The 25,375-nt window shown below is 62.8% G+C and carries 23 protein-coding genes; 15 read left to right on the top strand and 8 right to left on the bottom strand.

The genetic code is table 11. From position 1 onward, the window contains the following. Positions 1-50: 50 nt before the first annotated feature. The 4 genes from C444_RS14910 to C444_RS14895 form a co-directional block, all read right to left on the bottom strand. The gene (locus C444_RS14910) at positions 51-941 is read right to left on the bottom strand and encodes an RNA-guided pseudouridylation complex pseudouridine synthase subunit Cbf5 (protein ID WP_004593819.1); all 891 of its coding nucleotides are present in this window, start codon (positions 939-941) and stop codon (positions 51-53) included. A 4-nt stretch (positions 942-945) separates the two neighbouring features. Then, the gene (gene cmk / locus C444_RS14905; RefSeq protein WP_004593818.1) at positions 946-1,524 is read right to left on the bottom strand and encodes a (d)CMP kinase; all 579 of its coding nucleotides are present in this window, start codon (positions 1,522-1,524) and stop codon (positions 946-948) included. A 45-nt stretch (positions 1,525-1,569) separates the two neighbouring features. After that, entirely contained in the window at positions 1,570-2,460 is an 891-nt protein-coding gene (locus tag C444_RS14900; RefSeq protein WP_004593817.1) for a DUF106 domain-containing protein, read from the bottom strand. A gap of 87 nt (positions 2,461-2,547) precedes the next feature. Continuing rightward, positions 2,548-3,198 (bottom strand): adenylate kinase, encoded by a 651-nt coding sequence (locus C444_RS14895; protein WP_004593816.1) that lies wholly within the window; start codon positions 3,196-3,198, stop codon positions 2,548-2,550. A 105-nt stretch (positions 3,199-3,303) separates the two neighbouring features. On the opposite strand from C444_RS14895, the gene C444_RS14890 reads away from it, so the two are divergent. Beyond that, the gene (locus C444_RS14890; RefSeq protein WP_004593815.1) at positions 3,304-3,756 is read left to right on the top strand and encodes a peroxiredoxin; all 453 of its coding nucleotides are present in this window, start codon (positions 3,304-3,306) and stop codon (positions 3,754-3,756) included. A gap of 66 nt (positions 3,757-3,822) precedes the next feature. Here C444_RS14890 and C444_RS14885 read toward each other — a convergent pair whose 3' ends face one another. Then, positions 3,823-4,872, bottom strand: a complete 1,050-nt coding sequence (locus C444_RS14885) for a PAS domain-containing sensor histidine kinase (protein ID WP_049909546.1) — start codon at positions 4,870-4,872, stop codon at positions 3,823-3,825. A 352-nt stretch (positions 4,873-5,224) separates the two neighbouring features. After that, on the bottom strand, positions 5,225-6,100 hold the full coding sequence (locus tag C444_RS14880) for a homoserine kinase (RefSeq protein ID WP_004593813.1): 876 nt from the start codon (positions 6,098-6,100) through the stop codon (positions 5,225-5,227). 123 nt (positions 6,101-6,223) lie between these two features. Between C444_RS14880 and C444_RS14875 the strand changes: the two genes are divergently transcribed. Together C444_RS14875 and C444_RS14870 are read left to right on the top strand one after the other, a co-directional pair. Beyond that, the gene (locus tag C444_RS14875; protein WP_004593812.1) at positions 6,224-8,455 is read left to right on the top strand and encodes a sensor histidine kinase; all 2,232 of its coding nucleotides are present in this window, start codon (positions 6,224-6,226) and stop codon (positions 8,453-8,455) included. Between the two features lie 11 nt (positions 8,456-8,466). After that, positions 8,467-9,828: an NAD(P)/FAD-dependent oxidoreductase gene (locus C444_RS14870; RefSeq protein WP_004593810.1), complete on the top strand. Its 1,362-nt coding sequence runs from the start codon at positions 8,467-8,469 to the stop codon at positions 9,826-9,828. Between the two features lie 105 nt (positions 9,829-9,933). Here the strand turns inward: C444_RS14870 and C444_RS14865 are convergent, their stop codons facing one another. Continuing rightward, positions 9,934-10,542, bottom strand: coding sequence for a DUF6149 family protein (locus C444_RS14865; protein WP_004593807.1), 609 nt, complete (start codon positions 10,540-10,542; stop codon positions 9,934-9,936). A gap of 131 nt (positions 10,543-10,673) precedes the next feature. Here C444_RS14865 and C444_RS14860 point away from each other — a divergent pair, with 131 nt between their 5' ends. From C444_RS14860 to C444_RS14810, 11 genes are all read left to right on the top strand, one after another. Then, positions 10,674-11,924, top strand: coding sequence for an NAD(P)/FAD-dependent oxidoreductase (locus C444_RS14860; protein WP_004593805.1), 1,251 nt, complete (start codon positions 10,674-10,676; stop codon positions 11,922-11,924). A 48-nt stretch (positions 11,925-11,972) separates the two neighbouring features. Further along, a complete protein-coding gene (locus C444_RS14855) occupies positions 11,973-12,203 on the top strand; it encodes a hypothetical protein (protein WP_004593803.1) in 231 nt (76 codons plus the stop codon). 52 nt (positions 12,204-12,255) lie between these two features. Beyond that, complete coding sequence (locus C444_RS14850; RefSeq protein WP_004593801.1) at positions 12,256-12,672, top strand: DUF7124 domain-containing protein; 417 nt, start codon at positions 12,256-12,258, stop codon at positions 12,670-12,672. 74 nt (positions 12,673-12,746) lie between these two features. Next, a complete protein-coding gene (locus tag C444_RS14845; protein ID WP_004593798.1) occupies positions 12,747-13,589 on the top strand; it encodes a hypothetical protein in 843 nt (280 codons plus the stop codon). A gap of 88 nt (positions 13,590-13,677) precedes the next feature. Then, positions 13,678-14,457 carry a hypothetical protein gene (locus C444_RS14840; protein ID WP_004593797.1) on the top strand — a complete coding sequence of 260 codons (780 nt, stop codon included), beginning with the start codon at positions 13,678-13,680 and terminating at the stop codon, positions 14,455-14,457. Between the two features lie 54 nt (positions 14,458-14,511). Continuing rightward, complete coding sequence (locus tag C444_RS14835; protein ID WP_004593796.1) at positions 14,512-15,045, top strand: DUF5815 family protein; 534 nt, start codon at positions 14,512-14,514, stop codon at positions 15,043-15,045. A 49-nt stretch (positions 15,046-15,094) separates the two neighbouring features. Continuing rightward, positions 15,095-15,880 carry a hypothetical protein gene (locus tag C444_RS14830; protein ID WP_004593795.1) on the top strand — a complete coding sequence of 262 codons (786 nt, stop codon included), beginning with the start codon at positions 15,095-15,097 and terminating at the stop codon, positions 15,878-15,880. A gap of 69 nt (positions 15,881-15,949) precedes the next feature. Beyond that, positions 15,950-16,180: a hypothetical protein gene (locus C444_RS14825; protein ID WP_049909545.1), complete on the top strand. Its 231-nt coding sequence runs from the start codon at positions 15,950-15,952 to the stop codon at positions 16,178-16,180. Positions 16,181-16,336: 156 nt separating this feature from the next. Beyond that, the gene (gene carB, locus C444_RS14820; protein ID WP_004593793.1) at positions 16,337-19,588 is read left to right on the top strand and encodes a carbamoyl-phosphate synthase large subunit; all 3,252 of its coding nucleotides are present in this window, start codon (positions 16,337-16,339) and stop codon (positions 19,586-19,588) included. Positions 19,589-19,698: 110 nt separating this feature from the next. Beyond that, positions 19,699-22,719 (top strand): PAS domain S-box protein, encoded by a 3,021-nt coding sequence (locus tag C444_RS14815; protein ID WP_004593792.1) that lies wholly within the window; start codon positions 19,699-19,701, stop codon positions 22,717-22,719. Between the two features lie 222 nt (positions 22,720-22,941). Then, a complete protein-coding gene (locus tag C444_RS14810; protein ID WP_004593791.1) occupies positions 22,942-23,568 on the top strand; it encodes a hypothetical protein in 627 nt (208 codons plus the stop codon). Between the two features lie 167 nt (positions 23,569-23,735). Here the strand turns inward: C444_RS14810 and carA are convergent, their stop codons facing one another. Beyond that, the gene (carA, locus tag C444_RS14805; protein WP_004593790.1) at positions 23,736-24,782 is read right to left on the bottom strand and encodes a glutamine-hydrolyzing carbamoyl-phosphate synthase small subunit; all 1,047 of its coding nucleotides are present in this window, start codon (positions 24,780-24,782) and stop codon (positions 23,736-23,738) included. Between the two features lie 102 nt (positions 24,783-24,884). Between carA and C444_RS14800 the strand changes: the two genes are divergently transcribed. Then, a complete protein-coding gene (locus C444_RS14800) occupies positions 24,885-25,298 on the top strand; it encodes an Lrp/AsnC family transcriptional regulator (RefSeq protein ID WP_004593789.1) in 414 nt (137 codons plus the stop codon). Positions 25,299-25,375 lie beyond the last annotated feature (77 nt).

The raw sequence follows: 25,375 nt of genomic DNA, 5'->3' as shown, positions 1-25,375 counted from the left end.
GTAGGGAGACGGTCTTAGCTTTTCCCGCGGGGTGGGTGGACCCGCCGTTTTCAAACTAACACGCGGTCGAGCTCCACAACGAGGCCGCTTTCGCCGCCCGGGTCGCCGACGAGCGTCCCCAGACAGACCGCAGCGCCGTCGGGCGTGACGGCGACGATTTGGGAATCTATCTCGGGCGTCGCTCCGCCTACTTCGGCCGGCCCGGCTTCGATGACGCCCGGCGCATACACCGGCGCGCCTTCGGCGACCTCGCGGGCGGCGCTGGGTGCAATCGTGATCCGCGGCAGGTGGACCAGTGCGCGCTCGGCCGGCTGGATAATCTCGCGCAGTTGTTCCTCGTCGCCGTCCTCGGCAAAGGCCAGCGCGTCCATGAGGTCGTGCATCGTCGACAGCGATCCGTCGTCGAAGGTCCCGGTCGCCGTCCGGCGGAGGTCCCCCATGTGCGCGCCGGTCCCCGCCGCCAGCCCGATATCGTGACACAGTTTTCGGATGTAGGTCCCCGAAGCGCACCGGACTCGCAGGAGCAGCCGGCGCTCGCCCTGTTCGAGGATATCCAGCGCGTGAATCCGGCGGGAACGCAACTGGCGCTTGACCGCGCTCTTTCGCGGTGGCTTCTGGTAGATCTCCGTCTCGAACTCGGAAACGATATCGCCAATATCGGCCGGGGCTTGGTCGTGGAGTTCCAGCACCGTCACGTACTCCTTGATAGCGTTGTCAAACACCTGCGCCATCCGGGCGGCGTCGCCGAGCAGCACGGGCAGACAGCCCGTCACCTTCGGGTCGAGGGTCCCACCGTGGGCGACCCGGTCCTGGCCGGTAGCATCGCGAATCCAGGCTGCGACCTGGTGGGCTGACGGTCCCGGCGGCTTGTCGAGGTTGATGACACCGAAGGAGCGAAGCGAATCGAGGTCCCGTTCATCGGGCGGGGCACGGAGTGTCATCGGCTCAGAACTCGTACCGGATGTTCTCGACCGGCGCCTTCCCCTCGTCACCGTCTGGGCTGTACGATTCGACGGCGTGAAGCGTGACACTCAGCACGCCCTGTGGGTCCCAGCGGGCGGTGTTGACCGACAGGTCGTAGATGGATAGGTCGTCGAAGTCGATGTCGTAGTAGTCGCTGTAGCGCTGGGCCTCGCTCTCGCCCCGTTCTCGCGTTTCGGTCTTGGCCTGTTCGAAGGGCTTGTTCTCCCGCGTCGCGATACGGTCCGCGCGCACGTCTAGCGGCGCGGTCAGCCACAGCTTCATGTCGGCGTACTCGCCAGCCATCCAGCCGGCGAGACGGGACTCCAGCACGAGGTCGTCGCGCTCGGCGGCGATGTCCCGCAGCCGGCGGTCCAGGTCGCGGTCGATCTGGTCGTCTTCCTCGGCGGCCTTGTTCAGTTCGAGCGGCGTCATCCCGCGCTCCTCAGCCAGCGAGCGGAAGATATCGCCGCCGCTGACGTGCTCGTAGCTCAGGGCGTCGGCCAGGCTCTTGGCAAGCGTGCTCTTGCCGCTGCCGGCCGGGCCGGAGACGGTAATCAACATAGAGATGTTCGGGAGGCCGCGATAGAAAGGGCTGTCTCTTCGCGCCTACCCGGTCGGCGTCGTCTGGACGTTGAGCGCCTTCCGGATGATCTGGGTGAACGACAGCGAGCACAGGAAGTACCAGATAATCCACGCCTGTACCGGGCCGGCGACGCTGTTACTCCACGCTTCGACCTCACCGAAGATGGGAAGTGTAATCACCGGGCTCGCGTCGACACCGGCCCCGAAGACGATCCAGTAGAGCCAGAGGAACAGCGGGATGTTGACCAGCATGATCCACACCATCGGGCGGAACTGCTGTTTGAACATGCCCATCTGGTCGGTCATCAGCTCCATCTGCTCCTCTTCGAGCCGGTCCAGCGCCTCCTGGTCGTCGCGTTCCTTCGCGGCTTTGCGGCGCTCTTTGAGGTCCTCCATCTTCTCCTGATGGTCGCCCATCCCCGACATGTCCATGAGGTTGTCCTGCAGAATCGTCGAGGTAGTCCCGGTGATGATAGCCAGGACCAAGATGACGACGTAGAACGGCAGCATATCGTTGAGCGGCCCGAGGACGATATCGATGACTCCGCCCGCGATAACGTCCCGGACGGAGGTCATGGAGTAGCCGGCGAACAGGCCCAGCGTCCCGAGGCCGGCGAGCTTGTCCCACTTCGACCAGCCGCTGTCCTCGTCATCGTCGCTCGGTGCCGCGTCGGACTCTTCGAGTGCCTCGCGGACGCCCTCGGGGTCGTCGATAACGAACCCCTCGCCGTCGGCGTCGATGAGCAGGCCGGACTCGATGAGCCGCCCCCACTCGCCGCTCGTGAGGTCGTCACTTACGTCACCCCAGGTGACGGTCCCGTTCTCTTCAGCCGCGGCGAGCACCGTCGTGAGTGCGTCAGTCATTGCCTCGCCGTCTTCGGCGAGTCGTTCTACCTTCGGCGCGGTACGTGCCATTGTGTGTGTTTGAGGTTCGACGGCATATCAACGTTTTACTCTGACTGTCTCGACGGTGGCGGCCTTGAATGGCGGTTCCGTCGCGTTTCAGGCCGTGTGTGCTTCGACAGCGTCCTGAATCTCGCTCCAGACTTCGTCGGGTGTCTGCTCGCCATCGACGGCGACGAAACCGTCGTGGTCCTCGTAGTGGTCGATGACTGGCGCGGTGTTGTCGTCGAACACGTCCAGTCGGTTGCGGACGGACTCCTCGTTGTCGTCGTCACGCTGGATGAGGTCGCCGCCACATTCGTCACAGACACCGTCCTCTTCGGGCTGATTGAACTCGACGTGGTAGTTCGTGCCACAGTCGTCACAGACCCGCCGGCCCGTGAGTCGGTCGACCAGTTCCTCGCGGGACACGTCGAGCGAGAGGATCACGTCGAGGTCGGTCATCCCTTCCAGTTCCTCGGCCTGGTCGAGGTTGCGCGGATACCCGTCGAGCACGAAGCCGTCGGCCTGTGACAGCGCCTCGTCGACGATAGCGTTGACTACCGCGTCCGGCACGAGGTCGCCCGCCTCCATGTACTCGCGAGGCGTGTCGTACTCGGTATCCATGTCACTGATGTCCATGTCCTTGTTCGCCCGGAGCGCGTCACCGGTCGTGACGTGTTCGACGCCGTACTCCTCAGCGAGGTTGGCGCTCTGGGTACCTTTGCCAGCTCCCGGCGGTCCGAGAATCAGGATTCGCGGATTCGACATAGTCCGGGTTTCTAAGGGGTCCGTTAAATGGTTGTCCAAATCATGCTGTCGGGTCACGCTGCCGCCACCCAAAGGCGTGTAGGCGTTCCGGACCAATACAGGGTAATGCTCGAACCCGGCGCGCCGGCCCCCGAGATCAGCGCACAGAACCAGTTCGGAGAAACTGTCTCGCCCGACTTCGAGGAACCGACGGTGCTGTACTTCTACCCGGAGGATTTCACCGGCGGCTGTACCATCGAAGCCCGCGATTTTCAGGAACACCTCCCGCAGTTCCGCGAAGGCGGCATCACCGTCTACGGCGTCTCGATGGATGATGTGGCGACCCACGACGAGTTCGCCGAGGAGGAGGGCCTGCTGTACGACCTGTTGGCCGACCCCGACGGGACCGTGGCCGAAGCGTTCGGCCTCGACACGAGCGGCGGCCGCACCGACCGCCGGACGTTCGTGCTGGCGGACGGCGAAGTCAAGTCCGTCTACGACCCTGACCTCTCGGACCCGGATGGTCACGCTGATGAAGTGCTCCGGGACGTTCGAAACGAGTACGTACAGGGCGGCTAACCCCTCGCCGTAGTTTCTCAGGTTGCTTTTACCGCGAGCTACGTCCCGTCGCAGAGGACCGGGTGGCTACTGCTTATCGCCCGGCGGGTCCCGCGCCGGTAAATAAAAGAAGACGGCGTTCCCGTCACCGCTCCGCTCGAACCGGAGCTCACCGCCGAGAGACTCGAGACACCACTTCATCACGAACAGGCCGACGCCGGTGCCGTGTGCTGTTTCCGTGGCCTGTGTCGGGTCGAATAACGCGCTGACCTCCGTGTCGGGAATCGGGGGGTTCGAATCGCGGATACAGATCTCCACCCGGCCGGTGTTCGGTGACGGACCGATACGTACCTCGACTGTTGGGGTGACGGCCTCACTGTGGATGATTGCGTTCTCGACAGCGTGGGTGAGCGCATACGTGAACGCGTCGCTGCTGTCTATCCACATCTCCGCCCGGTCGGTGACGGTGATCTCTGCAGCGGGGTAGTCAGTCACGATGGTGTTTACGATACCTCGAACTTTCCGCGTGACGTGACAACGAGTGGAGTCTGTGCCAGGACCCGCCACCGCCCGTTCGATCTGCTTGACCGACTCGACGATGTCGGTGAGGTTTTCGACGCGGGACCGAATCGTCCCGCTAGCCTCGTGGACGGTTTCGGTTTCAGCGGCGGCTGTGATGCGGGCCGTGTTTCCGGCGATGACCGTCGCTTCGTTCCGCAGGTTGTGTCGTAGTATCCGCCAGAGGAGTTCCTCTCGGTGGTGCGTCTCGAAGTAGTCCGTGATGTCACGGACCTCCGCACAGACGTACGTCTCGCCGGACATGACTCGCTGCGAGAGGTGTATCCGGGCCCAGATGAGCTCGCCGTCCGCTCGTTTGATCCGCCACGTGAACTGGTGTGACTCGCCCGCGGCGCTGTCCTGCAACCGGGACCTGAAATCGGCGACGGAGTGGACGAACGTGTTCGCGGTATATTCACTGATCGACCGCTCGCGTAACTCTGACACCGGATATCCGAATATTTCCGTCACCCGCTCGTTCCCGTCCAGAATAGCACCACTCTTGGGGTCATACAGTGCGATGCCGATGTTGAGCGCGTCGTACGCTGCTGGAAGCACGTGCCCCGTCTGAGTTGCCATTGATAGTTCAGGTAGCGGGATGGGGGTGCCTTGCTGTTACTAATAGCAGTACATAGCACTACAACATAGTACGGAGGTTTCACCGTCTGTCGGAGTATCTCTCCTTGTCGTTGACTGGCCGCGTATGGGGTGAGCGCATCCGCCTTCCCGCTGGTCCCGGTACGAATGGAACGTCACAGTAGCTGTCGCCCCCGGTGGACCGACATACTTGCCCGTCTTGGCCCGGTGTTCTAGTCCTACCTGGTAGACGCCACTGATGAGGCGCTTCCTACCCGCTCCTGAGTAACTGATTTCGAAGCACGACTGTCCGCTACTCACGGAGCGCACCGGCGCGTGACAACAATGGACGCTCTCAGAACACTTCCGCGCCGCCGCCGATACGCGTTTGGTAGACGCGGGCGTCGACGCCGCGCTCTCCGAAGGCGTCCAGCATCGTGCTCGCGATCTGCCGCCGGTCGTCCTCGGCACAGGCTGCCATGACGGTCGGGCCGGCCCCGGAGATGGTGACGCCGGTCGCCCCGGCCGCCAGGGCGGCCTCGCGGACCTGTTCGTAGCCGTCGATGAGTTTCGCGCGGGCCGGTGTCACCACGGTGTCGTGCATCCCCTGGCCGACGAGTTCGGGGTCGTCGCGGTGCATCCCGGTCGTTAGCGCCGCCGCGTTACCCACTGTCTCTACCATCTGGTCGACGCGGGCGGTCTCCGGGACGACGTTCCGAGCGTCCCGCGTCGAAACCACGATATCGGGCAGACACGCCACGAGCGGGATGTCGGCGTCGACCTGCGTGACGCCCTGCTCAGTCGCGATAGTGAACCCACCCATGATCGAGGGGGCGACGTTGTCGTCGTGGGCGTCCCCGGAGACGACGGCCTCGCCCTTTGCGGCGATGGGAACCAGCTCTTCGCGGGAGTAGCCGCGGTCGTACAGTTCGTTCAGCCCGACGGCCGCCGCGGCGGCGCTGGCCGCGGAGGAGCCCAGCCCCGATGCGGGACGGACGCCCTTGTCTATCTGAATGCGTGCCGGTGCATCGAGTGCGTCGGCGACCGCACCGACGGTGTTCTTGTCGGGGTCTTCCGGGATGTACTGGCTGCCAGCGCCAGTCATCTCGATGGTGACGCGGTCGGCTTTCTCCAGACGGATGACGTCGGCCGGACGCTCCAGTGCGACACCGAACACGTCGAAGCCGCTCCCGAGGTTCGCACTGGTAGCCGGCGCCCGGACTGTCAGCATGCCTGCGAGTTTCAGCAGTGTAGGCAAAAAGGTAGCGAACCGACACTGGGAGCCGTTCGCAGTACTGAGAACGCGGCCCAAAGGCATAATACAGGGAAACATGACCTTCGAGTAGGTATCCACATGGGTGTCGACATCGCCACGGTCGCCATCCTCGGGAACGTGGGTGGGGCGCTCGTCGGGTTCGCCATCGCTGTCGTCGCCGCCCGAAACCGGGATGTCCCCGGCGCTCGCCAGTACGGTTGGCTCGCGGTCGCTGGGGGCTGCTGGTGTACTATCTCGATCTGGCAGCTAGTCGTTTCGGACCCCGCCGCTGTCAGGACAGTGTACCTGCTGTCACGAACCGCCGCTATGCAAGTCATTGGGCTCTGGATCGTCTTCGTGCTCGTCTACACTGGCCGACAGTCGTGGCTTCGGCCATCGTTGCTCGTACCGCTGTTTCTCGTGATAAACGCGGACGTGTTACTACTGTTGACGGGACAGGCACACGACCTCGTTGAGGTGATAGTCGTACCTGTCACCCAGTTCGGTACGACGCTGGTCACTATTCAGCGCGGTCCCACGTTCGCGACCCTTCTCGCCATCAGTTACGGGCTATTACTGCTCGGATACGGACTCCTGATTGAGTTCTTGTTCCGGTCGCAGAACGTCTATCGCCGACAGACAGCGGCGATCATTATCGGAACCGGCCTCCCGATATTCGTCGCTGTGCTGTATGATTTCGGCTACACGCCGCATCCGGCCGTCGACTTCACGCCGGTAGCGTTCTCGCTCAATGCGGTACTCGTCGGGTGGGTGCTGTTCAAGGATGAATCGTTGTCTGTGACGACGCTATCGGGTGACACCCTCGTCGACAACCTCCCCGACCCGGTCATCGCTCTCAACGACGACTGTGTCATCATTGATTACAACGCCGCCGCGGCCAGCGCGCTGGATCATCCGGACCCTGACGGAGAGTCACTCGACGACCTTGTCCCGGGGCTCGTTGACCACATCGAGCGTGGCGAGGTGTTTTCGTTCGGCGACTCGTTCACGTACTACAACCCACAGACGACGAGCCTCACTGATCAGTTCGGGACGGAACGCGGTCGGCTCATCGTTCTCAGGGATGTGACCGGCCAGCAACGCCGACAGGACCGACTCGAAGCGCTGCAGGCCGCGACACAGCAGTTCATCGAGGCCGAGACCGCCGAGGGGGTCGCCGAGATGGCTGTCGAGTTCGCGACGGCCGTCCTCGATAAGAACGCGGCAGGTGTGTTCCTCGAAGCCGATAACGTTCTTGAACCGGCCGTCATCAGCGACTCAATCGAGCAGAATATCGACGAAGAACTGCTGTGCGGTTCGCCGACGGACGAACCCGAGAGCAAACTCTGGAAGACGTACGAGACCGGTGAGATACAGGCCGTCTCGCTCGATCGGGATGGACTCGACCCACTGGACAACGCGCTGATGCTGCCGCTTGGCCCCCACGGCGTGATGGCGATTACGTCACATGACAGCACCCTCGCCACGGAGGATAGACGGTACGCCGCGATTCTCGCACAGACGACGCAGGTAGCCCTCGACCAGGTCGAGCGCGAACGCGAACTCCGCCAGAGTCGCAGTTCTGTCCAGCGACGCCGCGAGCAGATCGAGTTCTTCAACGGCGTCCTCAGACACTCGCTGCACAACGCGATGGTCGTCATCCGCGGCCGCGCGGAGCACATCAGAGATGATGTCCCGCCACCGAAACGCCGGCATCTCGACAGTATCAGCGACTGGTGTGGGAAGCTCACCGAAATGAGCGAAACGATTCGGGACATCAACAATACGGTGACAGCGAGTGAAGCTGAGCGGTTGGACGCCGTCGACCTCAACGCCACGCTCCGCCGCTCGATTGAGTCGCTCCGTGTCGAGTACGATTCGGTGTCGGTCTCATGTGAACTGGGCGGAGACTACAGCGCGCAGGCGAACGAACTGCTCGAAGAGGTCCTCCTGAGCATCCTCCAGAACGCGGTCGAGCACAACAACGCCGACACCCCGCAAGTGACTGTCTCGGTCCAGCAGGCAAGCGACTGGCTGCAGGTCCGTATCGCCGACGACGGCCCCGGAATGAGCGACGAACTGAAGACGACGGTGTTCGAACGCGGGCTCTCGCCCGACCAGACTGCCGGCGGCTTCGGTCTCTACTTCGTCTCGGTCATGATGGATCTGTACGGCGGGACGCTCTGGTTCGAGGACAACCACCCGACGGGGACCGTCGCCATCCTCGAATTCCAGCAGGCGGTGACGGGCGACGAGGCGGAAGACGACACCGGGCCCGACGACACCGAGACGATGGCGACCGAAGCGCAAACTAAATCCCACAACCGCTGATAGGTCGGGGTATGATTGGCGTCGTCGGTGGCGGTATCGCCGGCCTCTCGGCAGCGTACCGGCTCCAGCAACGTGGCCACGAGGTCCGTGTATTCGAAGCGAGCGAGGACCTCGGCGGCCTGGCAGCGACCTACGAGACGGCCGGGGACCCCATCGAGAAGTTCTACCACCATCTCTCGAAATCCGAGGAAACTATCGTCGAACTCGCCGAGGACTTGGGCCTCGGTGACGCGGTCGAGTGGCACATCGGGGAGAACGCCTACTACGTCGACGGCGTCGTCCATCCGATGGACAAGCCCTGGGAGATCCTCTCGTACCCACATCTCTCGCTGTATGACACGTTCCGGCTGGGGATGCTCGTCCTCGATATCGACGTTCGCGGCGGCGTCCCTTCCTTCGACACCTACGAGCGACTGGAGGACTTCGAGGACGTGCCTATCGAGGAGTTCGTCGTCGAACACACCACGCGGGGCGTCTACGAGAACTTCTTCGAGCCACTGCTGGATGCGAAGTTCGGCAACCGGAAAGACGACGTGAGCGCCGCGTGGCTACTCGGGCGAGTCAAGTTCCGCGGCGAGCGGGACATCCTGAACGGCGAGATACTGGGCTACTTCGACGGCGGGTTCGGCCGGTTGCTCGACGCGCTGGTCGACGCCGTCGGCCGCGATAACATTGTCACTGGCACGCGTGTCTCAGAAGTCGATACGAGCGGCGGGACCGTCTCGTCGCTGACGGCCACGGACGGAACCGAAACGACCGTCCACGATGTCGACAACGTCGTCGTCGCGACGATGCCGAACGTGCTGGAAGCCCTGACCGGCTACACCTGTGACATCGATTTCCAGGGAACAGTGTGTTCGGTCATCAGCATGGACGAGCCCCTGCTAGATACGTACTGGCTGAACATCGCCGACGACGCTCCCTTCGGCGCGCTCATCGAACACACGAACTTCGTCTCCGCCGAGCGGTACGGCGGCGAGCATCTACTGTACGTTGCCCGCTACATTCAGGACGAATCCGAGGCTATCTGGCAACAGAGCGACGACGAGGTTGCCGAGACCTGGTTGGACGGCATCGAATCCCTCTTCCCCGAGTTTGACCGTGACACCGTCAACTGGATTCGGACGGGGCGCAATCCCCGGACTGCGCCGGTCTACGAACGCGGGTATCTCGACATGGTCATCCCCTACGATCTGGGTGACGCCGTCGCGGACGGCCTCTACTACGCCGGGATGGCTTCGCGTGCCCAGTACCCGGAGCGCTCGCTCAACGGCGGTATCGTCGCGGGCTTCGAGTGCGCCGACCGAATCACGCGCGACCCGTCAGCAGCGACAAAAACCGACGGTTCGCCGCTTTCAGAAGCTCAACGCTGAGGGTTTTGCTGCCTGAAGCGAGATTCTACGGTCCGGCCATCTGTCGGCCGATTCTTCTGATTGCGGCTGATACCGAGAAAAACACGCCTTCGACCGCCGTCTGGCTCAGTCGCTGGCTGCGCTTTCCACGTCGTCTTCATCGATGACTGGCGCGTCGGTCGGGCTCACGTCGTCCGGTTCCTCGCGGCCGCCGCCGACAATCATCTCACCGTCCTCTGTTTCGACGTAGACATCGTCTGCGAAGCCACCGACGGCGTGAGGGTGTTCCGGCTCGTCCAGTCGCTCCGGCGTCGACGGTGCGTCGGCGATGCCGCCGGCCGGCCGGAACGTCCCGAGCGGATCGTCGATGGTGATGCCGTGCGCGTCGAAGAAGTCCGCGTACCGCTCGTAGTGGGCTTCGAGTTCGTCGGCGGGGAACTCCATCATCTCGGTCCAACCGTGGTTGTAGAAGTCGAAGTTCGCCTGAATGTGGGTGATCTCCCGTGCCTCGGCCTCCGAGTAGTCTGCCTGAAGCGCGGCCACGTAGGTGTCCATTGTGGCGTCGAAGAAATCATCGAGATGGTCGCGTCGCTCCTCTCGGTGTGCCTCGTCGGCCTTCCCGAGGAAGATTTTGGTGTGGAGTTTCACCAGCCCGTAGTTGGCCACCGACCGGACGCCGGGTGTGGTCAGCGCCTTCTTGCTCGCCCAGTGGCGCGGGTTCTGGTAGATTTTCATTCTACTCCCGGATATGGGCCCCAGCGCCTTCAAATCCCCGACTATCGGTGTCTGCTACCGCCGTCCCCCCGCTATCGCAAACGATACGCAGATAGCAATCCACATTAGGCCCGATTTCGTATCGGCCGTACATGAGCACGTCGCACGTAATCATCGGTGACGGCATCGCGGGTGCGTCCGCAGCCGAGACAATTCGGGAAGCGGACCCGGACGCGTCGGTCACAGTTCTAACCGACGAGGGGGAGGCACTGTACAACCGTATCCTCATCAAGGAGTTCGCCAAGGGGAAGCTGCCGGAAGCGCCGATCTCGATCCACGAGCCGGAGTGGTACGACGAGCGCGACATCGACCTCCAGCTGAACACCCACGTGACCGACATCGATCCCGATGCTCACGAGATCCAGACCCACGAGGGGGACACCTATGAGTACGACAAGCTGCTGGTGGCCACAGGTGGGACGCCGGCACAGCTCCCGGTCGAGAACAGCGACGCCGACGGCGTCCACCACTTCTGGACGTTCCAAGACGCGCGTGGTATCCGCGAACACGCCGACGAGGCCGACCAGGGCATCATCGTCGGGGCGGGCCTGCTCGGCATCGACCTCGCGGCGGTCTGTGCCGCACAGGAAATCGACGCGAAGTACCTGATGCGTGGCAATCGCTGGTGGCGCTACGCGCTCTCGGAGGACGGCGCGGAGATCATCCACGAGGCACTCGAAGAAAACGGCGTCGAACCCGTCTTCGAGTCCGGCGTCGACCACTTCGAAGTCGACGACGACGGCAAGGTCACCGGCGCAGTCGACCCCAATGGCAACCAGTACGACGGTGAGTGGGCCGGCGTCGCTATCGGTCTGAACTTCAATACGGAGTTCCTCAACGGGACCGGACTCGAACTCGACGACGGCGTCGTCGTCGACGAGTACATGCAGACAAACGTCGAGGACATCTACGCAGCGGGCGACCTCACCCAGTTCTACGACACCATCCTCGACTCCCAGGCGCAAAACGGCGCGTGGGGCTCGGCCAAGGAGCAGGGGTCGGTCGCCGGGACAAACATGGTCGCAGACGCCGAGGAGAAGGAGTTCCGCTGGGTCTCCTCGTACTCCATCACGCACTTCGACTTCCCGTTCCTCTCGTTCGGTCACCCGGCCCGTGGCGACGACGAGGCCGAACGGAAGTACTCTGACACCGAGTGGCGGCGTCTCGCCTTCGAAGACGGACAGCTCATCGGCGGTGTGCTGATCGGCGACCTCTCACAGCAATCGGCGTTCAAACAGCTCATTCGCGAGGAGCGTCAGGTTGCCGACAAGAAAGAACTGCTGCTGGAGAAAGAAGTCGACCTCGAAGAAGTGAAGGCACAGACGCCCGCGCCCGCTGAGTGAAGCCCGCCGACACCGATATTTTTACGCGCTACGGACGTAGCCTCGCACATGCGCGATACGGTCGACCGACTGGTCACCTGGCTCACCGGGGCCGACGCGGACGAGTCGGCTGACGAGACTGAGACAGCGGACGACAGCGGGGTCTTCGCCGGGTCGCTGCTCGATTCGTCGGTCAACTACAGCCACGGCCAGGGCGACGCACAGGCGGCCAGCGAGGTGGCCGACTTACAGGCGGAAGCCGAGCGGCTGGCCGAACAGGACCGCCACCGCGAGCGGTGACCGTCAGCGGAAGAACGACGCTCTTTTTTCGCCCTAAAGCGGAGAGTTGCGTATGGATGGCGGCAGCGGCGATATGACACTCGCGTTCGACCTCGACGCCCTCAAGCAACTGGCCTACCCGGACAGCGTGTTCAACGACGCGCGCCAGTGGTCCGAGTACGTCGGCGTCATCTCCGAACAGCCCACCTACGTCGTGACCAACTTTACCCGGAAACACCGGATCAGACAGGACTTCTTCTCGGGGCCGCGCGGCCGCGAGGAGAGCCTCGAAAACGTCAAAGAGCAGTTCGACACTGACCGGCACGTCTTCGTCGGTGCGAACGACGACGATGCCGACCTCGCCGAGACGGCGGGCTGGGAGTACCTCCCTGTCACGCAGGCCGCCGAGGCGGCTGACTGGGACCTTGGTGAACCGGAGACACCGGACGCGACAACTGACGAGGACGAGGCGCGCGACGACTGGCCCTAGGCCACACAACCCCGTTGTCGGCGGGAATCTACGCTTCGACTAGTTTTATATTTTCCCGGAGAGCGACTGAAGATATGGCCCTCCATATCGGCGACGCGTTACGGCGCGGTATCGACGACATAACCGGCGAAAACGGCCTTCTGGTCATGGGTGTTTTTCTCCTGTACAACCTCGGAAACACCGTCGCAAGTTCGTCGGTAATGGAGGTGCTGTTCGACGAGTTGATGGCACAGGGCAGTGGCCCAGGTGGCCCTGCTGGGGCAGGCAGCCCGGGGTTCTCGATGGCGGACTTCGTTGGGCCGTTCAGCCTTGATCTGGCGGCTCCAGTCGCTGTGGTGTTGCTACTGGTGTTCCTCGTGCTCGGACAGCTCGTCAAGTTCTGGGGTATCCGGCTGTTCGCAGACCAGAGCGAAATCAGGAGCGACAACGCGTCGGAGCGTGCCGTGATGGTGGTTGTCCTCGGTGGCGGCATCGCAATCGTGATGTTCGCAGTCTCGATGAGCTCGACGTTTTTTCAACTCAACGGACAGGCTTTGCTAAGTCTCGCTGCGTCGCTCGGTAGCGTTCTCGCCTCTCTGGTCGTCGGCCTTGTACTCGTGTACCTGCTGCAGGCGATTGCCCTGTTCGACGGCGGCTACGCCCAGACAATCAAACACTGTGTCGCACGCTTCATGGACGCTCCGGCACAAATAATCATCCTGCTGTTCATCCTGGCGCTTCTCGGTATCATTCCGGGCATTCCCTCGACGGCGTCTGTGATATCAGTGTTCCTTCCCGGTTCGTTTGACCTGCCGTCCCAGTCGGTTCTGCAGGTCGTGTCGATGGTGTTGAACGCGCCAGTGCAGACGTTCAGCCTCGCAGTGATTACGGACGCCTACATTCAGGTGCGGGCGGAGCAGGACGAGGACGACTTCTGAGAACTGGGTCTGATTGCGAACTGAGCACTGTCCTCAACGGTTTCAAATATCCATTCAGTTTTATGTTCCCCCGGTTAGGGATGTGTGTATGGCCCTCCAAATCGGCCGTGCCTTCCAAGACGGTATCGACGAGTTTCTCAGTGAACGCGGTGCGGTGTTTGCTGGCGCATTCATTGTACTCGGATTGGCAAACGGTGTCATCTGGGCATCGCTGTCCCAGAGTCTGTTTGACCTGTTTCTGGAAATGCTGCCACCCAGTGCACAGGCCAATCAGGCGGCGATGGGGAGTAATACGGCGTTAGCCCTCGATATCCCGGTTGCTGTGGCCGCCGTCAGTGCGCTCGCGCTGTTTATCGTCAGCGAGGCGCTGAACATCGTCACGATTCGTGCCTTTGCCAGTGATGCCAACGACCCGATTCCCGACAATATCGGTCGACGGCTGGGCAAGACCGTTGCAATCGGGATCGCCGCTGGTATCCTCACTGGCATCGCAGTAGTCATTGGACTCGTTTTCATCATCATTCCTGGACTGGTCCTGGCGCTTCTGTTCTTCTTCGTCCGGCAGGAGATCGCACTGAACGACAGCGGGGTTATCGAGTCAATCAGCAACAGCATCAGTCTCGTCACCGACAACCTCATCGCCACGTTTGTTATCGCTGTCGTGCTCGCGGTGCTCGGACTCGTTCTCGGGGGTGCCTTCGGCTTCCTCCCGATCTCGTTGCCGCCAATGGTTTTGACGACGGTCTCGACGATCCTCTCTAGCGTCGTCGGCGTGTTCTCGATTGCTGTGACGACTGTCGCATACCTCCAGGCGACTGAGTCTGACTACGATGTCGCCCACGAAACGGAGTCCATCGGCGGGCTCTAAACCGCTGTAGTTCGTATCGCGGCCTTTAACCACGCGAGCGACCAATCACGGGTAATGGCTGAACCGCGCGTGCCTGGCGGGCGCGAGTCCGAACTCGAACTGGCCTGTGGCGAACTCGTCGACACGCATGATCTCCATCTGGGTATGCGGGAGTTCGCGTGCGACTGCGGGAAGACACACGCCGTCGTGCTCGACCCGCACCCGCTGGCACGGTTCGTGCCGGAGTTTCTCACTGAGGTACTCCACGCGACTATCGAGACCAACGACGACTACGACGAGTTCACCACCGTCCACCTGATGGGCGTCGTCATGGAGGAGTTCCCGGAGAAGGTCGTCGCCGCCGACACCAGCGAGGACGGGTCGGTCGGCTTCTCGCTGGCGTGGGTGAGTGACTTCGACTCCCGCCGCCTTCACGAAATCGTCGTCGAACTGCTCGTTGAGCTGATGGAACACGCTATCAGCCACGCCGAGGACGACGACGTGATGGCGGAATTCGAAGAACAGATGCTTCAGTTCGACGTTGACACGTTCGTCGAGCAGTACCGCGACGAGCGGAACTTCGACGGCCGGTCGGACACCGCGATCTGAGGGCGACTGCGACCTGGGTACTTAGTGGGTCTGCCCCGCATGGTAATGTATGCCAGGGCGCGTAGCAGGCCTGCTCGTACTGGTGCTCTTGCTTTTTGCCGGCTGTGGAGCCTTCGGCGGGGCGGAACGACAGACCGTGACGCCGGTGCCGGTCCCCGAGCAGTCCCAGGACGGCCGGGCCAACCCTGCCGTGACCGGGGACACTGTCGATGCCAGGGAACTCGCGGCGGCACACCGACGCGCGACGCGGAACCGCTCGTACGTGTTGGGCATCCGACTGTCACTTGAATGGGGCACGCAGATCGTCTCCTTCGTCGTCGAAGACGGGGACAACTACGAATATCGAACCGAAATCGTCGGCCAGAACTACACCAAACGGGTGTACAACAACGGGAACCGACGCTATGTCTACGACGAGCGAGCAGAGGGGGCCTGGACCGCAACGAGGCGGCCAATCCCGGTCAGCGGGGTACTCGACCCAGATCCCGCGCGGCTCATCGAAGCTTACCTCGCAACGAACGTTAGCGTCGAGCGCCCGAGGGACGATTGTGACACCTGTAGCGTGACGCTCACGGCGATGGAGCCGCCGCCGGCGTTCGAACCGGCTGACAATTACAGCGTTCGGGCAACTGTCCGGCCGGACGGCCTCGTCCAATCGCTCACCGTATCGTACTGGGACCGCTCCAGAAACTCCTTGGTCAGCTACGAAATCCGGTACTCTGCAGTCGGCGAGACAACCGTCGCCCGACCGACGTGGGTCCGAAAGCACTGGGGGAACGCGACAGACAGCGACCCCGAACTGTCCGACAGCCAGCGACACGCCGCCGTCGGCTGATTCCCCGAAATATGCCGTCTGACTGTTGTCTGACGGTGTTATATGGTGGTAGCGGTGTTGTAACTGTGTATGGCTATGCGTGAGGGAGAGTTCGAGCGCATCCTGACAGTGCTCGAAGAAGCCGACACCGACGGTACACTGACGGCCCGCGAGATCTGTGACCTGCTTGAGGAACACGACGAGGCGTTCGGGAGCGCCCACCGTGTTGCGACAGTCTTGGGTCGCCGTGCTCAGTCCGGCGAGGTCGAAGTCATTCAGGGTCAGCCCTATCGCTACCGCGTTCCCGACCGCGACAACTGACCGCTCTCAGCACCGGTGCCGCCGGAATTCTCACTTGCGCCGCCTCTATGAGACAGCCAATCGTGTGAAACTCATACATTACGATATTCGAAATTAGGCTTCGAGCTTCGCATTGTTTCGCCGGGCTTATTACGATGTATAGACTCCGCTCGTACAATGACAGCGGACGAGGACCGTACAATCCTGCTCATCGGCAGTGGCCCGATCAAAATCGGACAGGCGGCCGAGTTCGATTACTCCGGCGCACAGGCGTGTCGTGCCCTTCAGGAAGAGGGTGCCCGCGTCGTGCTCGTGAACTCGAACCCGGCAACGATTATGACTGACCCGGAGATGGCGGACAAGGTGTATCTCGAACCCATCAACACCGAAGCCATCTCTGAGATTATCCGGAAGGAAAACCCCGACGGCGTCATCGCCGGCCTGGGCGGCCAGACCGGCCTGAACGTCACGGCCGAACTCGCCGAGGAGGGCGTCCTCGACGAGTACGACGTGGACGTGATGGGGACGCCACTGGACACCATCTACGCGACGGAGGACCGCGACCTGTTCAAACAGCGGATGGAGGACATCGGTGAGCCGGTGCCGCGCTCGACGACCATCACGCTCGACGAGGGCGAGTCGGTCACCGACCTGGACGAGGAGTCGCTCGTTGACCGCGTCGAAGCGGCCGTCGACGAGGTCGGCGGACTCCCCGTCATCGCACGCACGACGTACACGCTGGGCGGCTCCGGCTCCGGCGTCGTCGACGAGATGGACGAACTCATCGAACGCGTCCGCAAGGGCCTGCGCCTCTCGCGCAACAACGAGGTCCTCATCACCGAGTCCATCTCCGGCTGGGTGGAACTCGAATACGAGGTGATGCGCGACGCCGACGACTCCTGTATCATCATCTGCAACATGGAGAACATCGACCCGATGGGAATCCACACCGGGGAGTCGACCGTCGTCACCCCCTCGCAGGTCATCCCCGACGAGGGCCATCAGGAGATGCGCGACTCCGCGCTGAAGGTCATCCGTGACCTCGGCATCCAGGGCGGCTGTAATATCCAGTTCGCCTGGCACGACGACGGTACGCCCGGCGGCGAGTACCGCGTGGTCGAAGTGAACCCGCGCGTCTCCCGGTCCTCGGCACTGGCCTCGAAGGCGACCGGCTACCCGATTGCCCGTGTCACCGCGAAGGTCGCGCTCGGCAAGCGCCTCCACGAGATCGAGAACGAAATCACCGGCGAGACGACGGCGGCGTTCGAGCCGGCTATCGACTACGTCGTGACGAAAGTGCCGCGCTGGCCCATCGACAAGTTCCGCGACACGGAGTTCGAGCTCTCGACCGCGATGAAATCCACCGGCGAGGCGATGTCCATCGGCCGGACCTTCCCCGAGAGCCTGCTGAAAGCGCTTCGTTCCTCAGAGTACAACCCGGCCACTGACTTCAACGAGATCGATGACGCGGAACTCGAAACGGAGTACCTCGAAAAGCCGACGCCGGACCGCCCGTACGCGATGTTCGAGGCGTTCTGCCGCGGCTACACCGTCGCGGAAGTCGTCGAAATCACCGATATCAAGGAGTGGTACGTCGAGCGGTTCAAAGAGGTCGCCGACGCCGCCGACGCCGCCCGCGAGGGCGACTACGAGACTGCCGCACAGGCCGGCTTCACCGATCAGGAGATCACGGCGCTGGCCGGCGGCGAGTTCAACGACACGCACGTCTCCTGGCTCCCGGCTGACCTCGACGAAGACGGCGGCGACGAGCCGGAAGTCGAGGCGGCCACTGACGGTAGCGGTGTGCAGATCGAGGACGTCGAGACCGACACGACCGACCGCGACTTCAAGCTCGTCGACACCTGCGCCGGCGAGTTCGAGGCGACAACGCCGTACTACTACTCGACGCGGGACCCGCTGTCGGGCATCGACCGCGACGAACTCCAGATCGACCCGGACCTCGAAAGCGTCGTCGTCGTCGGCGGCGGCCCCATCCGTATCGGGCAGGGCGTGGAGTTCGATTACTGTTCGGTCCACGCTGTCCGCGCGCTGGAGGAACTGGGTATCGACGCCCACGTCGTCAACAACAACCCCGAGACGGTGTCGACTGACTACGACACGTCCGACGGGCTGTTCTTCGAACCGGTCACCGCCGAGGAAGTCGCCGACGTGATCGAAGCAACCGACGCCGACGGCGTGATGGTCCAGTTCGGCGGCCAGACCTCCGTCGACATCGGCCACCCGCTCGAACAGGAACTCGAACGCCGCGGCCTCGACTGCGAGATCATGGGGACCTCCGTCGACGCGATGGACCTCGCCGAGGACCGCGACCGGTTCAACAAGCTGATGGCCGAACTCGGCATCTCACAGGCCGAGGGTGGCTCTGCGACCTCCAAGGAAGAGGCCCTCGACCTGGCCCACGACATCGGCTACCCCGTCCTCGTGCGCCCGAGCTACGTGCTCGGCGGCCGCGCGATGGACGTGGTGTACAACGACGAAGACCTCGAAACGTACATCGAGGAAGCCGTTCGCGTGAGCCCGGACAAGCCGATTCTGGTCGACGAGTTCCTCGCCGACGCCGTCGAACTAGACGTCGACGCCGTGGCAGACGAGGACGACGTCCTCATCGGCGGTGTGATGGAACACGTCGAGACGGCGGGCATCCACTCGGGCGACTCCGCCTGTATGATTCCGCCACGCTCTCAGGAGATCAAGGACGTGATGCCACGCATCCGTGAGGTTGTCGAGGATATCGCCGACGCGCTCGACACCGTCGGCCTACTGAACGTCCAGCTCGCCGTCCGTGACGGCGAGGTGTTCGTCCTCGAAGCGAACCCGCGTTCGTCCCGCACTGTCCCGTTCATCTCCAAGACAGCCGGCGTCCCAATCGCCAAAATCGCCGCCAAGGTGATGTCCGGCGCGACACTCTCGGAACTCGACGTGCAGGAGCAGATTCCCGAGCAGGTCTCTGTCAAGGAGGTCGTCCTACCGTTCGACCGCCTACCCGGTTCGGACCCGCGCCTCGGCCCGGAGATGAAATCCACCGGCGAGGTCATGGGGACCGCCGGTTCCTTCGGCAAGGCCTACCAGAAGGCTCAGATGGCCGTCGGAAAGGCAATCCCGCTTGAAGGGACGGCCATCGTCGACCTGCCGATCCTCGGCTTCGAGGAGCACTTCGACGTACAGGACTTCGATGACTACGAAGACACCGACGCCATCATCGACGCTATCCAGAGCGGCGAGGTTGACCTCGTCCTTTCCCGCGACCGCGACGTACTGGAAGCCTGCGTCGAGGAGACCGTGACGTACTTCTCGACTCACGAGAGCGCCGAGGCGGCGCTGGAAGCGATCAACTCTGCCGACCAGCCACTCGCTGTCCAAGCCATCGACGAACGGCCAAAGACCCAGCGCGAGTGGGGCGCTGAGTAACGTAGCCGGCTGTCCTTGGGGCTAGATCACTCACCGCGGTGGCACTGGTTCCTGTCACTCGAACAGACAGGTACAAATACTTATTCGTTGGACACGTTCACGTACCATTCATGGCCGATGTTGTACGTGTCCTACACGTTGAGGACGATCCCGAGTTCACGTCGATGACGGCGGCGTTTCTCAGTCGGACCGACGATCAGTTCGACGTGATTTCGGCAACGTCGGCGGACGAGGGGCTTACCCGGCTCAGCGAGGAACCAATCGACTGCGTCGTTTCCGATTTCGATATGCCCAACCAAGACGGCATCGAGTTTCTGGAATCCGTCCGGGCCGTCGATGAAGACCTCCCGTTCATTCTCTTTACCGGGAAAGGCTCCGAGGAAGTGGCCAGCGAGGCGATTTCGGCCGGTGTGACGGACTACCTCCAGAAGCAGCAAGGCACTGACCAGTACACGATTCTGGCCAACCGCATCGCCAACGCGGTCGAGCAGTACCGGTCACAGCAGGCACTGGATGCGAGCCGGGAGCGGCTCTCGCTGTTTATCGATAAGTCACCGCTCGGCGTCATCGAGTGGGACGAGAGCTTTGAGGTGGTTCAGGTCAATGAGAAAGGCGAAGAGATTCTGCGGCGCGGGGAAGCGGACCTCGTCGGTAAGGAGTTCAAGACGCTCGTCCCGGACTCCGCGCTGGGTGCGGTCGAAGAGACGATCACGGCCTTGCAGGAAGCCAGCGGTGGCTACTATACCGTGCTCGATATCGAGACCGGTGACGGCGAGCAGATCGTCTGTGAGTGGCACAACCGGATCATCCGGGAAGATGGAGAGACCGTCGCGATCTTCTCGCAGTTTCAGGAGATAACGGAGCGCCGGCAGCGACAGCAGCGTATCGAGGCACTGCACGACACGACCCGAGAGCTGATGCACGCCGAGTCACGCGAGGCTGTCGCCGAACTGGTCGTCGAGACCGCGCGCGACCTGCTCGGGCTGCCGCTCAGCGCTGTCTTTCTCGCCGACGAGTCAGCCGATTCTCTCAGACCGACTGCAGTGACCGACCAGGCCCAGACAATCATCGACGAGCATCCGACGTTTAGCGAGGGCGACAGCCTCGTCTGGGAGGTGTTCGAATCCGGCGAACAGCGCGTCTTCGACGATGTCTCCACGAACCCTGGCCGCTACAACCCCGACACCGACATCAGCAGCGAGATTCTGATCCCACTGGGCGATCACGGCGTGCTGATCGCCGCGTCGACCGACGCCGCCGCGTTCGAGGACGCGTCGGTCTCGTTGGTACGAACGCTCGCTGCCAACACCGAGGAGGCGCTTTCCAGACTCGACCGACAGCAGGAGCTCAGAACGCTCACTGAACGCCACGAACTCGCGCTCGAGGGTGCCGAACTCGGCGTCTGGGACTGGAACGTCAAGACGGCCGAAGTCACTTTCGGCGAGCGCTGGGCCGATATGCTCGGCTACTCGCTCGACGAACTCGACCCGTCGGTCGACACCTGGGACGAACTGATCCACCCCGAAGACCGCGAGCGTACCTACGAAGCGCTGAACACCCACCTCGACGGCGAGACGGAGATATACGAATGTGACCACCGGCTCAAGACGGCCGCCGGCGACTACCGCTGGATCCGTGACATCGGCAAGGTGTTCGAACGCGACGAGAACGGCGACCCGGTCCGTGCGGTGGGGATCCATCAGGACGTGACCGACCACAAAGAACGGAAACAGGAACTCGAAGACACGAGCCGGAAGCTCCAGACCATCCTCGACACGGCGCCGACGTACATCCTGATGAAAGACACCGACAGCCAGTTCCTCTTCGTCAACAACGCGGCCCGCGACCTGTTCGGGCTCGACGCCGACGAGTCTGTCGTCGGGCTGACGGATTACGATCTCTTTCCGGACCACGTCGCGGAGCAGACCCACGCCGACGACCGGCGCGCCTTCGAAACCAGGGAGACCGTCGAAGTCGAGGAGGTGATCCCCGTCGGCGGGAGGGACCGGATTCACCTGACGCGGAAGACGCCGATACTTGACGAGAACGGCGAGCCGTACGCCCTCTGTGTCGTTGCGACCGACATCACCGACCAGAAACGGCGCGAGCGGGAGTTGGCCCGCCTCACCGACGAGTACGAGGCGGTGTTCGAGAACACGAACGACGCCATCGCGCTCGTCGACATCGAGGGGTCGGCAGACGAGCCGACGTTCCGCTATGTCCGGACGAACGAGGCCTACGAACGACAGAGCGGGTTCGACACCGAGTCACTGACCGGTCAGACCCCAGTCGAAGCTGCTGGCCCGGAGAGCGGTCGTCGAATCGCCGACCACTACGAGCGGTGTGTCTCGGCCGGTGAAACCATCACGTTCGAGGAGCGGGACCTCCATCCGACTGGTGTGTGGGAGACGCAGGTGACACCGATCTTCGCTGACGGGGAGATCGATAGACTCGTTGCTATCTCCCGGGATATCTCCGACCGCATCGAGTATCGAGAAGAACTGGAGCGGCAGAACGACCGGCTCGAAGAGTTTGCGAGCATCGTTAGCCACGACCTCCGGAATCCCCTCAGCGTCCTCGAAGGCTCGCTCGCCCTCGCCAGGGACACCGGCGACGACGAGCAGTTCGACCGTTGTTACCGTGCCATCGACCGAATGAAGGAACTCATCGAGGACCTGCTGACGCTCGCCCGTGAGGGGGACACGGTATCCGAAACGGAACCGCTTGCCCTCGAAGCGACTGTGCAGTCATGCTGGCACGCCGTCGAGACGTCTGATGCCACCCTCGAAGTCACTGCCGAGAGCACGATCTACGCCGACGAGAGCCGCGTTCGCCAACTCCTCGAGAATCTTATCAACAACGCCGTGACACACGGCGGCCCGGCCGTCACCGTTGAGGTCGGTGATCTCGGGGAGTCGGGCTTTTACGTCGCCGATGATGGCGGCGGCATCCCGGCTGAACAACACGAAACCGTATTTGAGAGCGGCTACACCACTACCGATGGTGGCACCGGCTTTGGTCTCGCTATCGTCAAGGAGATCGCGGCGGCACACGACTGGTCGGTGTCCGTGACTGAGAGCGACGACGGCGGCGCACGGTTCGAGTTCAGAGGCGTTAGACAGGAGTCCTGACACGGCTGGGTGGTAACGGCAGTCCTGCGTGCACCGATACTGGGTATTACAAATCTGAGCTATTAGGCCGGTATGGTGGCCATAGCTAGCAGTTAGTTATTTATTGGTGACTACGTGTTCTGTTCTGGGTCAATAATGGCACGTTCGTAACACTCATCTCCGGGGCTGTGACACTAGCGGTATGGATCGCGTTGTAATCGCTGTCGCCGCCCCGGGAAGCCGATGATAGAGGACGTCACCGAGCGGGCGGAGACAGTTGCGGAGATGGCTCCCGGTAGCTCGGTAACGACGGAAGTCCTCGCGGGACACGAGAGTCGGTTCTCCGGGTCGCCACCGCTGAACAACCCACCGCTGACGTACCTCGATGGTGCGGAAGCCCCGGCCTATCTCCTGACCAACGGGAAGCGCGGCATCGGGCGCGGGACGAAACGCAAGACCGACTCACCGGTCGGCGACCGACGGACAGTCATTCTGGTCACCGGCCGCCGGACACTCTGTCTCATCGGGAAAGACGGGGACGACGAGGTCATCGAGATCCCACACGAGGCAGTTGCCGACGTTACCACCAAGTCCGGGTTCCGTGCGCACCGCCTCGCGCTTAGAACCCCGCGGAAAATGTACCACTGCTGGGTGCATCGCAAGACCGACAAGGCGACTCTGAACGCGGCCGCCGAGTTCATCGAGAACCATCAGCAGGACAGTCCGGACGCAATCGACGGCGACGACACCGCCAACCGGGTGATGTATCGCGGCCGCCCCGTCGCACCGCAAGACACCACAAACGAAAACGGGGACAGCGACCAGACGACCTACTATCGCGGGCAGCCAATCGACGACGACAGCGACTGAAAGACGTGGCTCATACGCGTGTGAACCGCTCTACTGCTCGTGCGTCACTCCGTTCCCCGCTCGCAACAAAACGGGGTCTCTCACTCCGTTCGAGCCCTCGCTACTCCTCGCGGGTCGTTCCTCCCCACTCGGACGATTGGAGACGCTTCACTCCGTTCAGCGTCTCCCTACTCCCCCGCCATCCCTAGCACATCATCAAAGAAGCCGAGTGAATCGTGCGGGCCGGGGTTGGCCTCTGGGTGGTACTGCCGCGTGATGATGTTCAGATCGTCGTTTTCCAGCCCTTCCGGCGTGTCGTCGTTGACGTTGACCTGAGTCACGTCGAGCTTGTCGCCGGGGTCGGCGACGGTGTAGCCGTGGTTCTGGGTCGTCATCACGACCTGGTTCGACCGGAGGTCGCGGACCGGCTGGTTCACCCCGCGGTGGCCGAACTCCATCTTCTCGGTCTCGCCGCCGAGCGCGTTGGCGACGACCTGCTGGCCGAGGCAGATGCCCGCGAGCGGCACGTCGCCGACGTAGGTCTCGACGAGTTCGCCGGCCTGCTCGAAGTTCTCGGGGTCGCCGGGGCCGTTCGAGATGAACAGCAGGTCCGGGTCGACCGCAGCCACGTCGTCCTCGCTGGCGTCGTAGGGGAACACGTGGACCTCGGCGTCGCGTTCGACGAGTGAGGAGACGATAGAGCCCTTCGCGCCGCAGTCGACCAGCGCGACCGTCTCGCCGTCGCCGCTCTCGTTGTGGACCTCCACGTCGTCGACGGAGACCTGCGCGCCGATGTCTGTGTGGTCGGACATGTGCTTGCACTCGTGGAGCTCGTCGAGCGCGTCCTGCTCGGTCACGTCCGGGCCGGCGGCGATCCCGCACTTCATCGCGCCCTCGTCGCGGATTTCGGTCACGATATCGCGCGTGTCGAGGTGGTCGACGGCCGGGACGCCTTCGGATTCGAGCCACTCAGCCACGTCGTCGGTCATCTCGCGGGCTACTGCCGCGCGCGGGTGGACGCGGTCTGACTCGAAGCGCTCCTCTCGGACGCCGTAGTTCCCGATGAGCGGATAGGAGAACGTCAGGACTTGCTCCTCGTAGGAAGGATCGGTGAGACTCTCCTCGTACCCGGTGTACGCCGTTGTAAAGACCAGTTCGCCACGGGCGGTGCCCGGAGCGCGAGCGCGCGCCTCGATGACGCGGTCGCCTTCGATTGCCACGTATGCGTCAGCCATTACGAGATGCGTATACTATAGTCGGCCATAAGGGTTGCTTTCGAAGACGAGTTTCGAATTTCGTAATCCTCAAGTCACGACCGGTGATACTGTCACATCTCGATGGACGACCTCGACAGAGAGATACTCTCGATACTCCGCCGGGACGCTCGGACCCCGTACACGGAAATCGCAGACCGAGTCGGAACGTCGGAAGGAACCGTTCGAAACCGCGTCGAACGATTAGTCGAGGACGGTGTTATCGAGCGTTTCACTGTCGCGACGCGGACCGGCAACGTGAAAGCGATGATCGAGGTCAGCGTCGATGTGAACGTCGACACGGCCGAAGTTTCGGACCGCATCGCCGATTGGCAGGAGGTCGATTTCGTGTGGCAAGTCTCCGGCGAGGAGGACATCGTCGTCGTTGTCGACGCAGCTGATACCGATGCGGTCAACGGACTCATTACGCAGGCGCGTGAGTTGGAGGAGGTCGTGGGAACGAAGACGAGGCTAATTCTGAACGAACGGGTCGGGTGATGCGTACGGCGTAGCCGTTCGCGAGCAGCAGCGAGGTTCGAGGTCACCGAGAAACGCGGGGCATGAACAGGCTGGTG

The organism is Haloarcula japonica DSM 6131 (assembly GCF_000336635.1).
In the GTDB taxonomy this organism is placed as follows: Archaea; Halobacteriota; Halobacteria; order Halobacteriales; family Haloarculaceae; genus Haloarcula; species Haloarcula japonica.
The sequence above is the reverse complement of the archived record's forward strand: the minus strand, read 5'-3'. Positions and strand labels throughout refer to the sequence as shown.

Bases quoted from the DNA above. Each gene is read 5' to 3' on its own strand.
- C444_RS14845 (WP_004593798.1), top strand. From the start codon at position 12,747: ATGGCCCTCCATATCGGCGACGCGTTACGGCGCGGTATCGACGACATA.
- carA (WP_004593790.1), bottom strand. From the start codon at position 24,782: ATGGCTGACGCATACGTGGCAATCGAAGGCGACCGCGTCATCGAGGCG.
- C444_RS14830 (WP_004593795.1), top strand. From the start codon at position 15,095: ATGCCAGGGCGCGTAGCAGGCCTGCTCGTACTGGTGCTCTTGCTTTTT.
- C444_RS14825 (WP_049909545.1), top strand. From the start codon at position 15,950: ATGGCTATGCGTGAGGGAGAGTTCGAGCGCATCCTGACAGTGCTCGAA.
- C444_RS14810 (WP_004593791.1), top strand. From the start codon at position 22,942: ATGATAGAGGACGTCACCGAGCGGGCGGAGACAGTTGCGGAGATGGCT.
- C444_RS14850 (WP_004593801.1), top strand. From the start codon at position 12,256: ATGGATGGCGGCAGCGGCGATATGACACTCGCGTTCGACCTCGACGCC.
- C444_RS14865 (WP_004593807.1), bottom strand. From the start codon at position 10,542: ATGAAAATCTACCAGAACCCGCGCCACTGGGCGAGCAAGAAGGCGCTG.
- C444_RS14900 (WP_004593817.1), bottom strand. From the start codon at position 2,460: ATGGCACGTACCGCGCCGAAGGTAGAACGACTCGCCGAAGACGGCGAG.
- C444_RS14910 (WP_004593819.1), bottom strand. From the start codon at position 941: ATGACACTCCGTGCCCCGCCCGATGAACGGGACCTCGATTCGCTTCGC.
- C444_RS14890 (WP_004593815.1), top strand. From the start codon at position 3,304: ATGCTCGAACCCGGCGCGCCGGCCCCCGAGATCAGCGCACAGAACCAG.
- cmk (WP_004593818.1), bottom strand. From the start codon at position 1,524: ATGTTGATTACCGTCTCCGGCCCGGCCGGCAGCGGCAAGAGCACGCTT.
- C444_RS14875 (WP_004593812.1), top strand. From the start codon at position 6,224: ATGGGTGTCGACATCGCCACGGTCGCCATCCTCGGGAACGTGGGTGGG.
- C444_RS14885 (WP_049909546.1), bottom strand. From the start codon at position 4,872: ATGGCAACTCAGACGGGGCACGTGCTTCCAGCAGCGTACGACGCGCTC.
- C444_RS14895 (WP_004593816.1), bottom strand. From the start codon at position 3,198: ATGTCGAATCCGCGAATCCTGATTCTCGGACCGCCGGGAGCTGGCAAA.
- C444_RS14835 (WP_004593796.1), top strand. From the start codon at position 14,512: ATGGCTGAACCGCGCGTGCCTGGCGGGCGCGAGTCCGAACTCGAACTG.
- carB (WP_004593793.1), top strand. From the start codon at position 16,337: ATGACAGCGGACGAGGACCGTACAATCCTGCTCATCGGCAGTGGCCCG.
- C444_RS14855 (WP_004593803.1), top strand. From the start codon at position 11,973: ATGCGCGATACGGTCGACCGACTGGTCACCTGGCTCACCGGGGCCGAC.
- C444_RS14860 (WP_004593805.1), top strand. From the start codon at position 10,674: ATGAGCACGTCGCACGTAATCATCGGTGACGGCATCGCGGGTGCGTCC.
- C444_RS14880 (WP_004593813.1), bottom strand. From the start codon at position 6,100: ATGCTGACAGTCCGGGCGCCGGCTACCAGTGCGAACCTCGGGAGCGGC.
- C444_RS14870 (WP_004593810.1), top strand. From the start codon at position 8,467: ATGATTGGCGTCGTCGGTGGCGGTATCGCCGGCCTCTCGGCAGCGTAC.
- C444_RS14800 (WP_004593789.1), top strand. From the start codon at position 24,885: ATGGACGACCTCGACAGAGAGATACTCTCGATACTCCGCCGGGACGCT.
- C444_RS14815 (WP_004593792.1), top strand. From the start codon at position 19,699: ATGGCCGATGTTGTACGTGTCCTACACGTTGAGGACGATCCCGAGTTC.
- C444_RS14840 (WP_004593797.1), top strand. From the start codon at position 13,678: ATGGCCCTCCAAATCGGCCGTGCCTTCCAAGACGGTATCGACGAGTTT.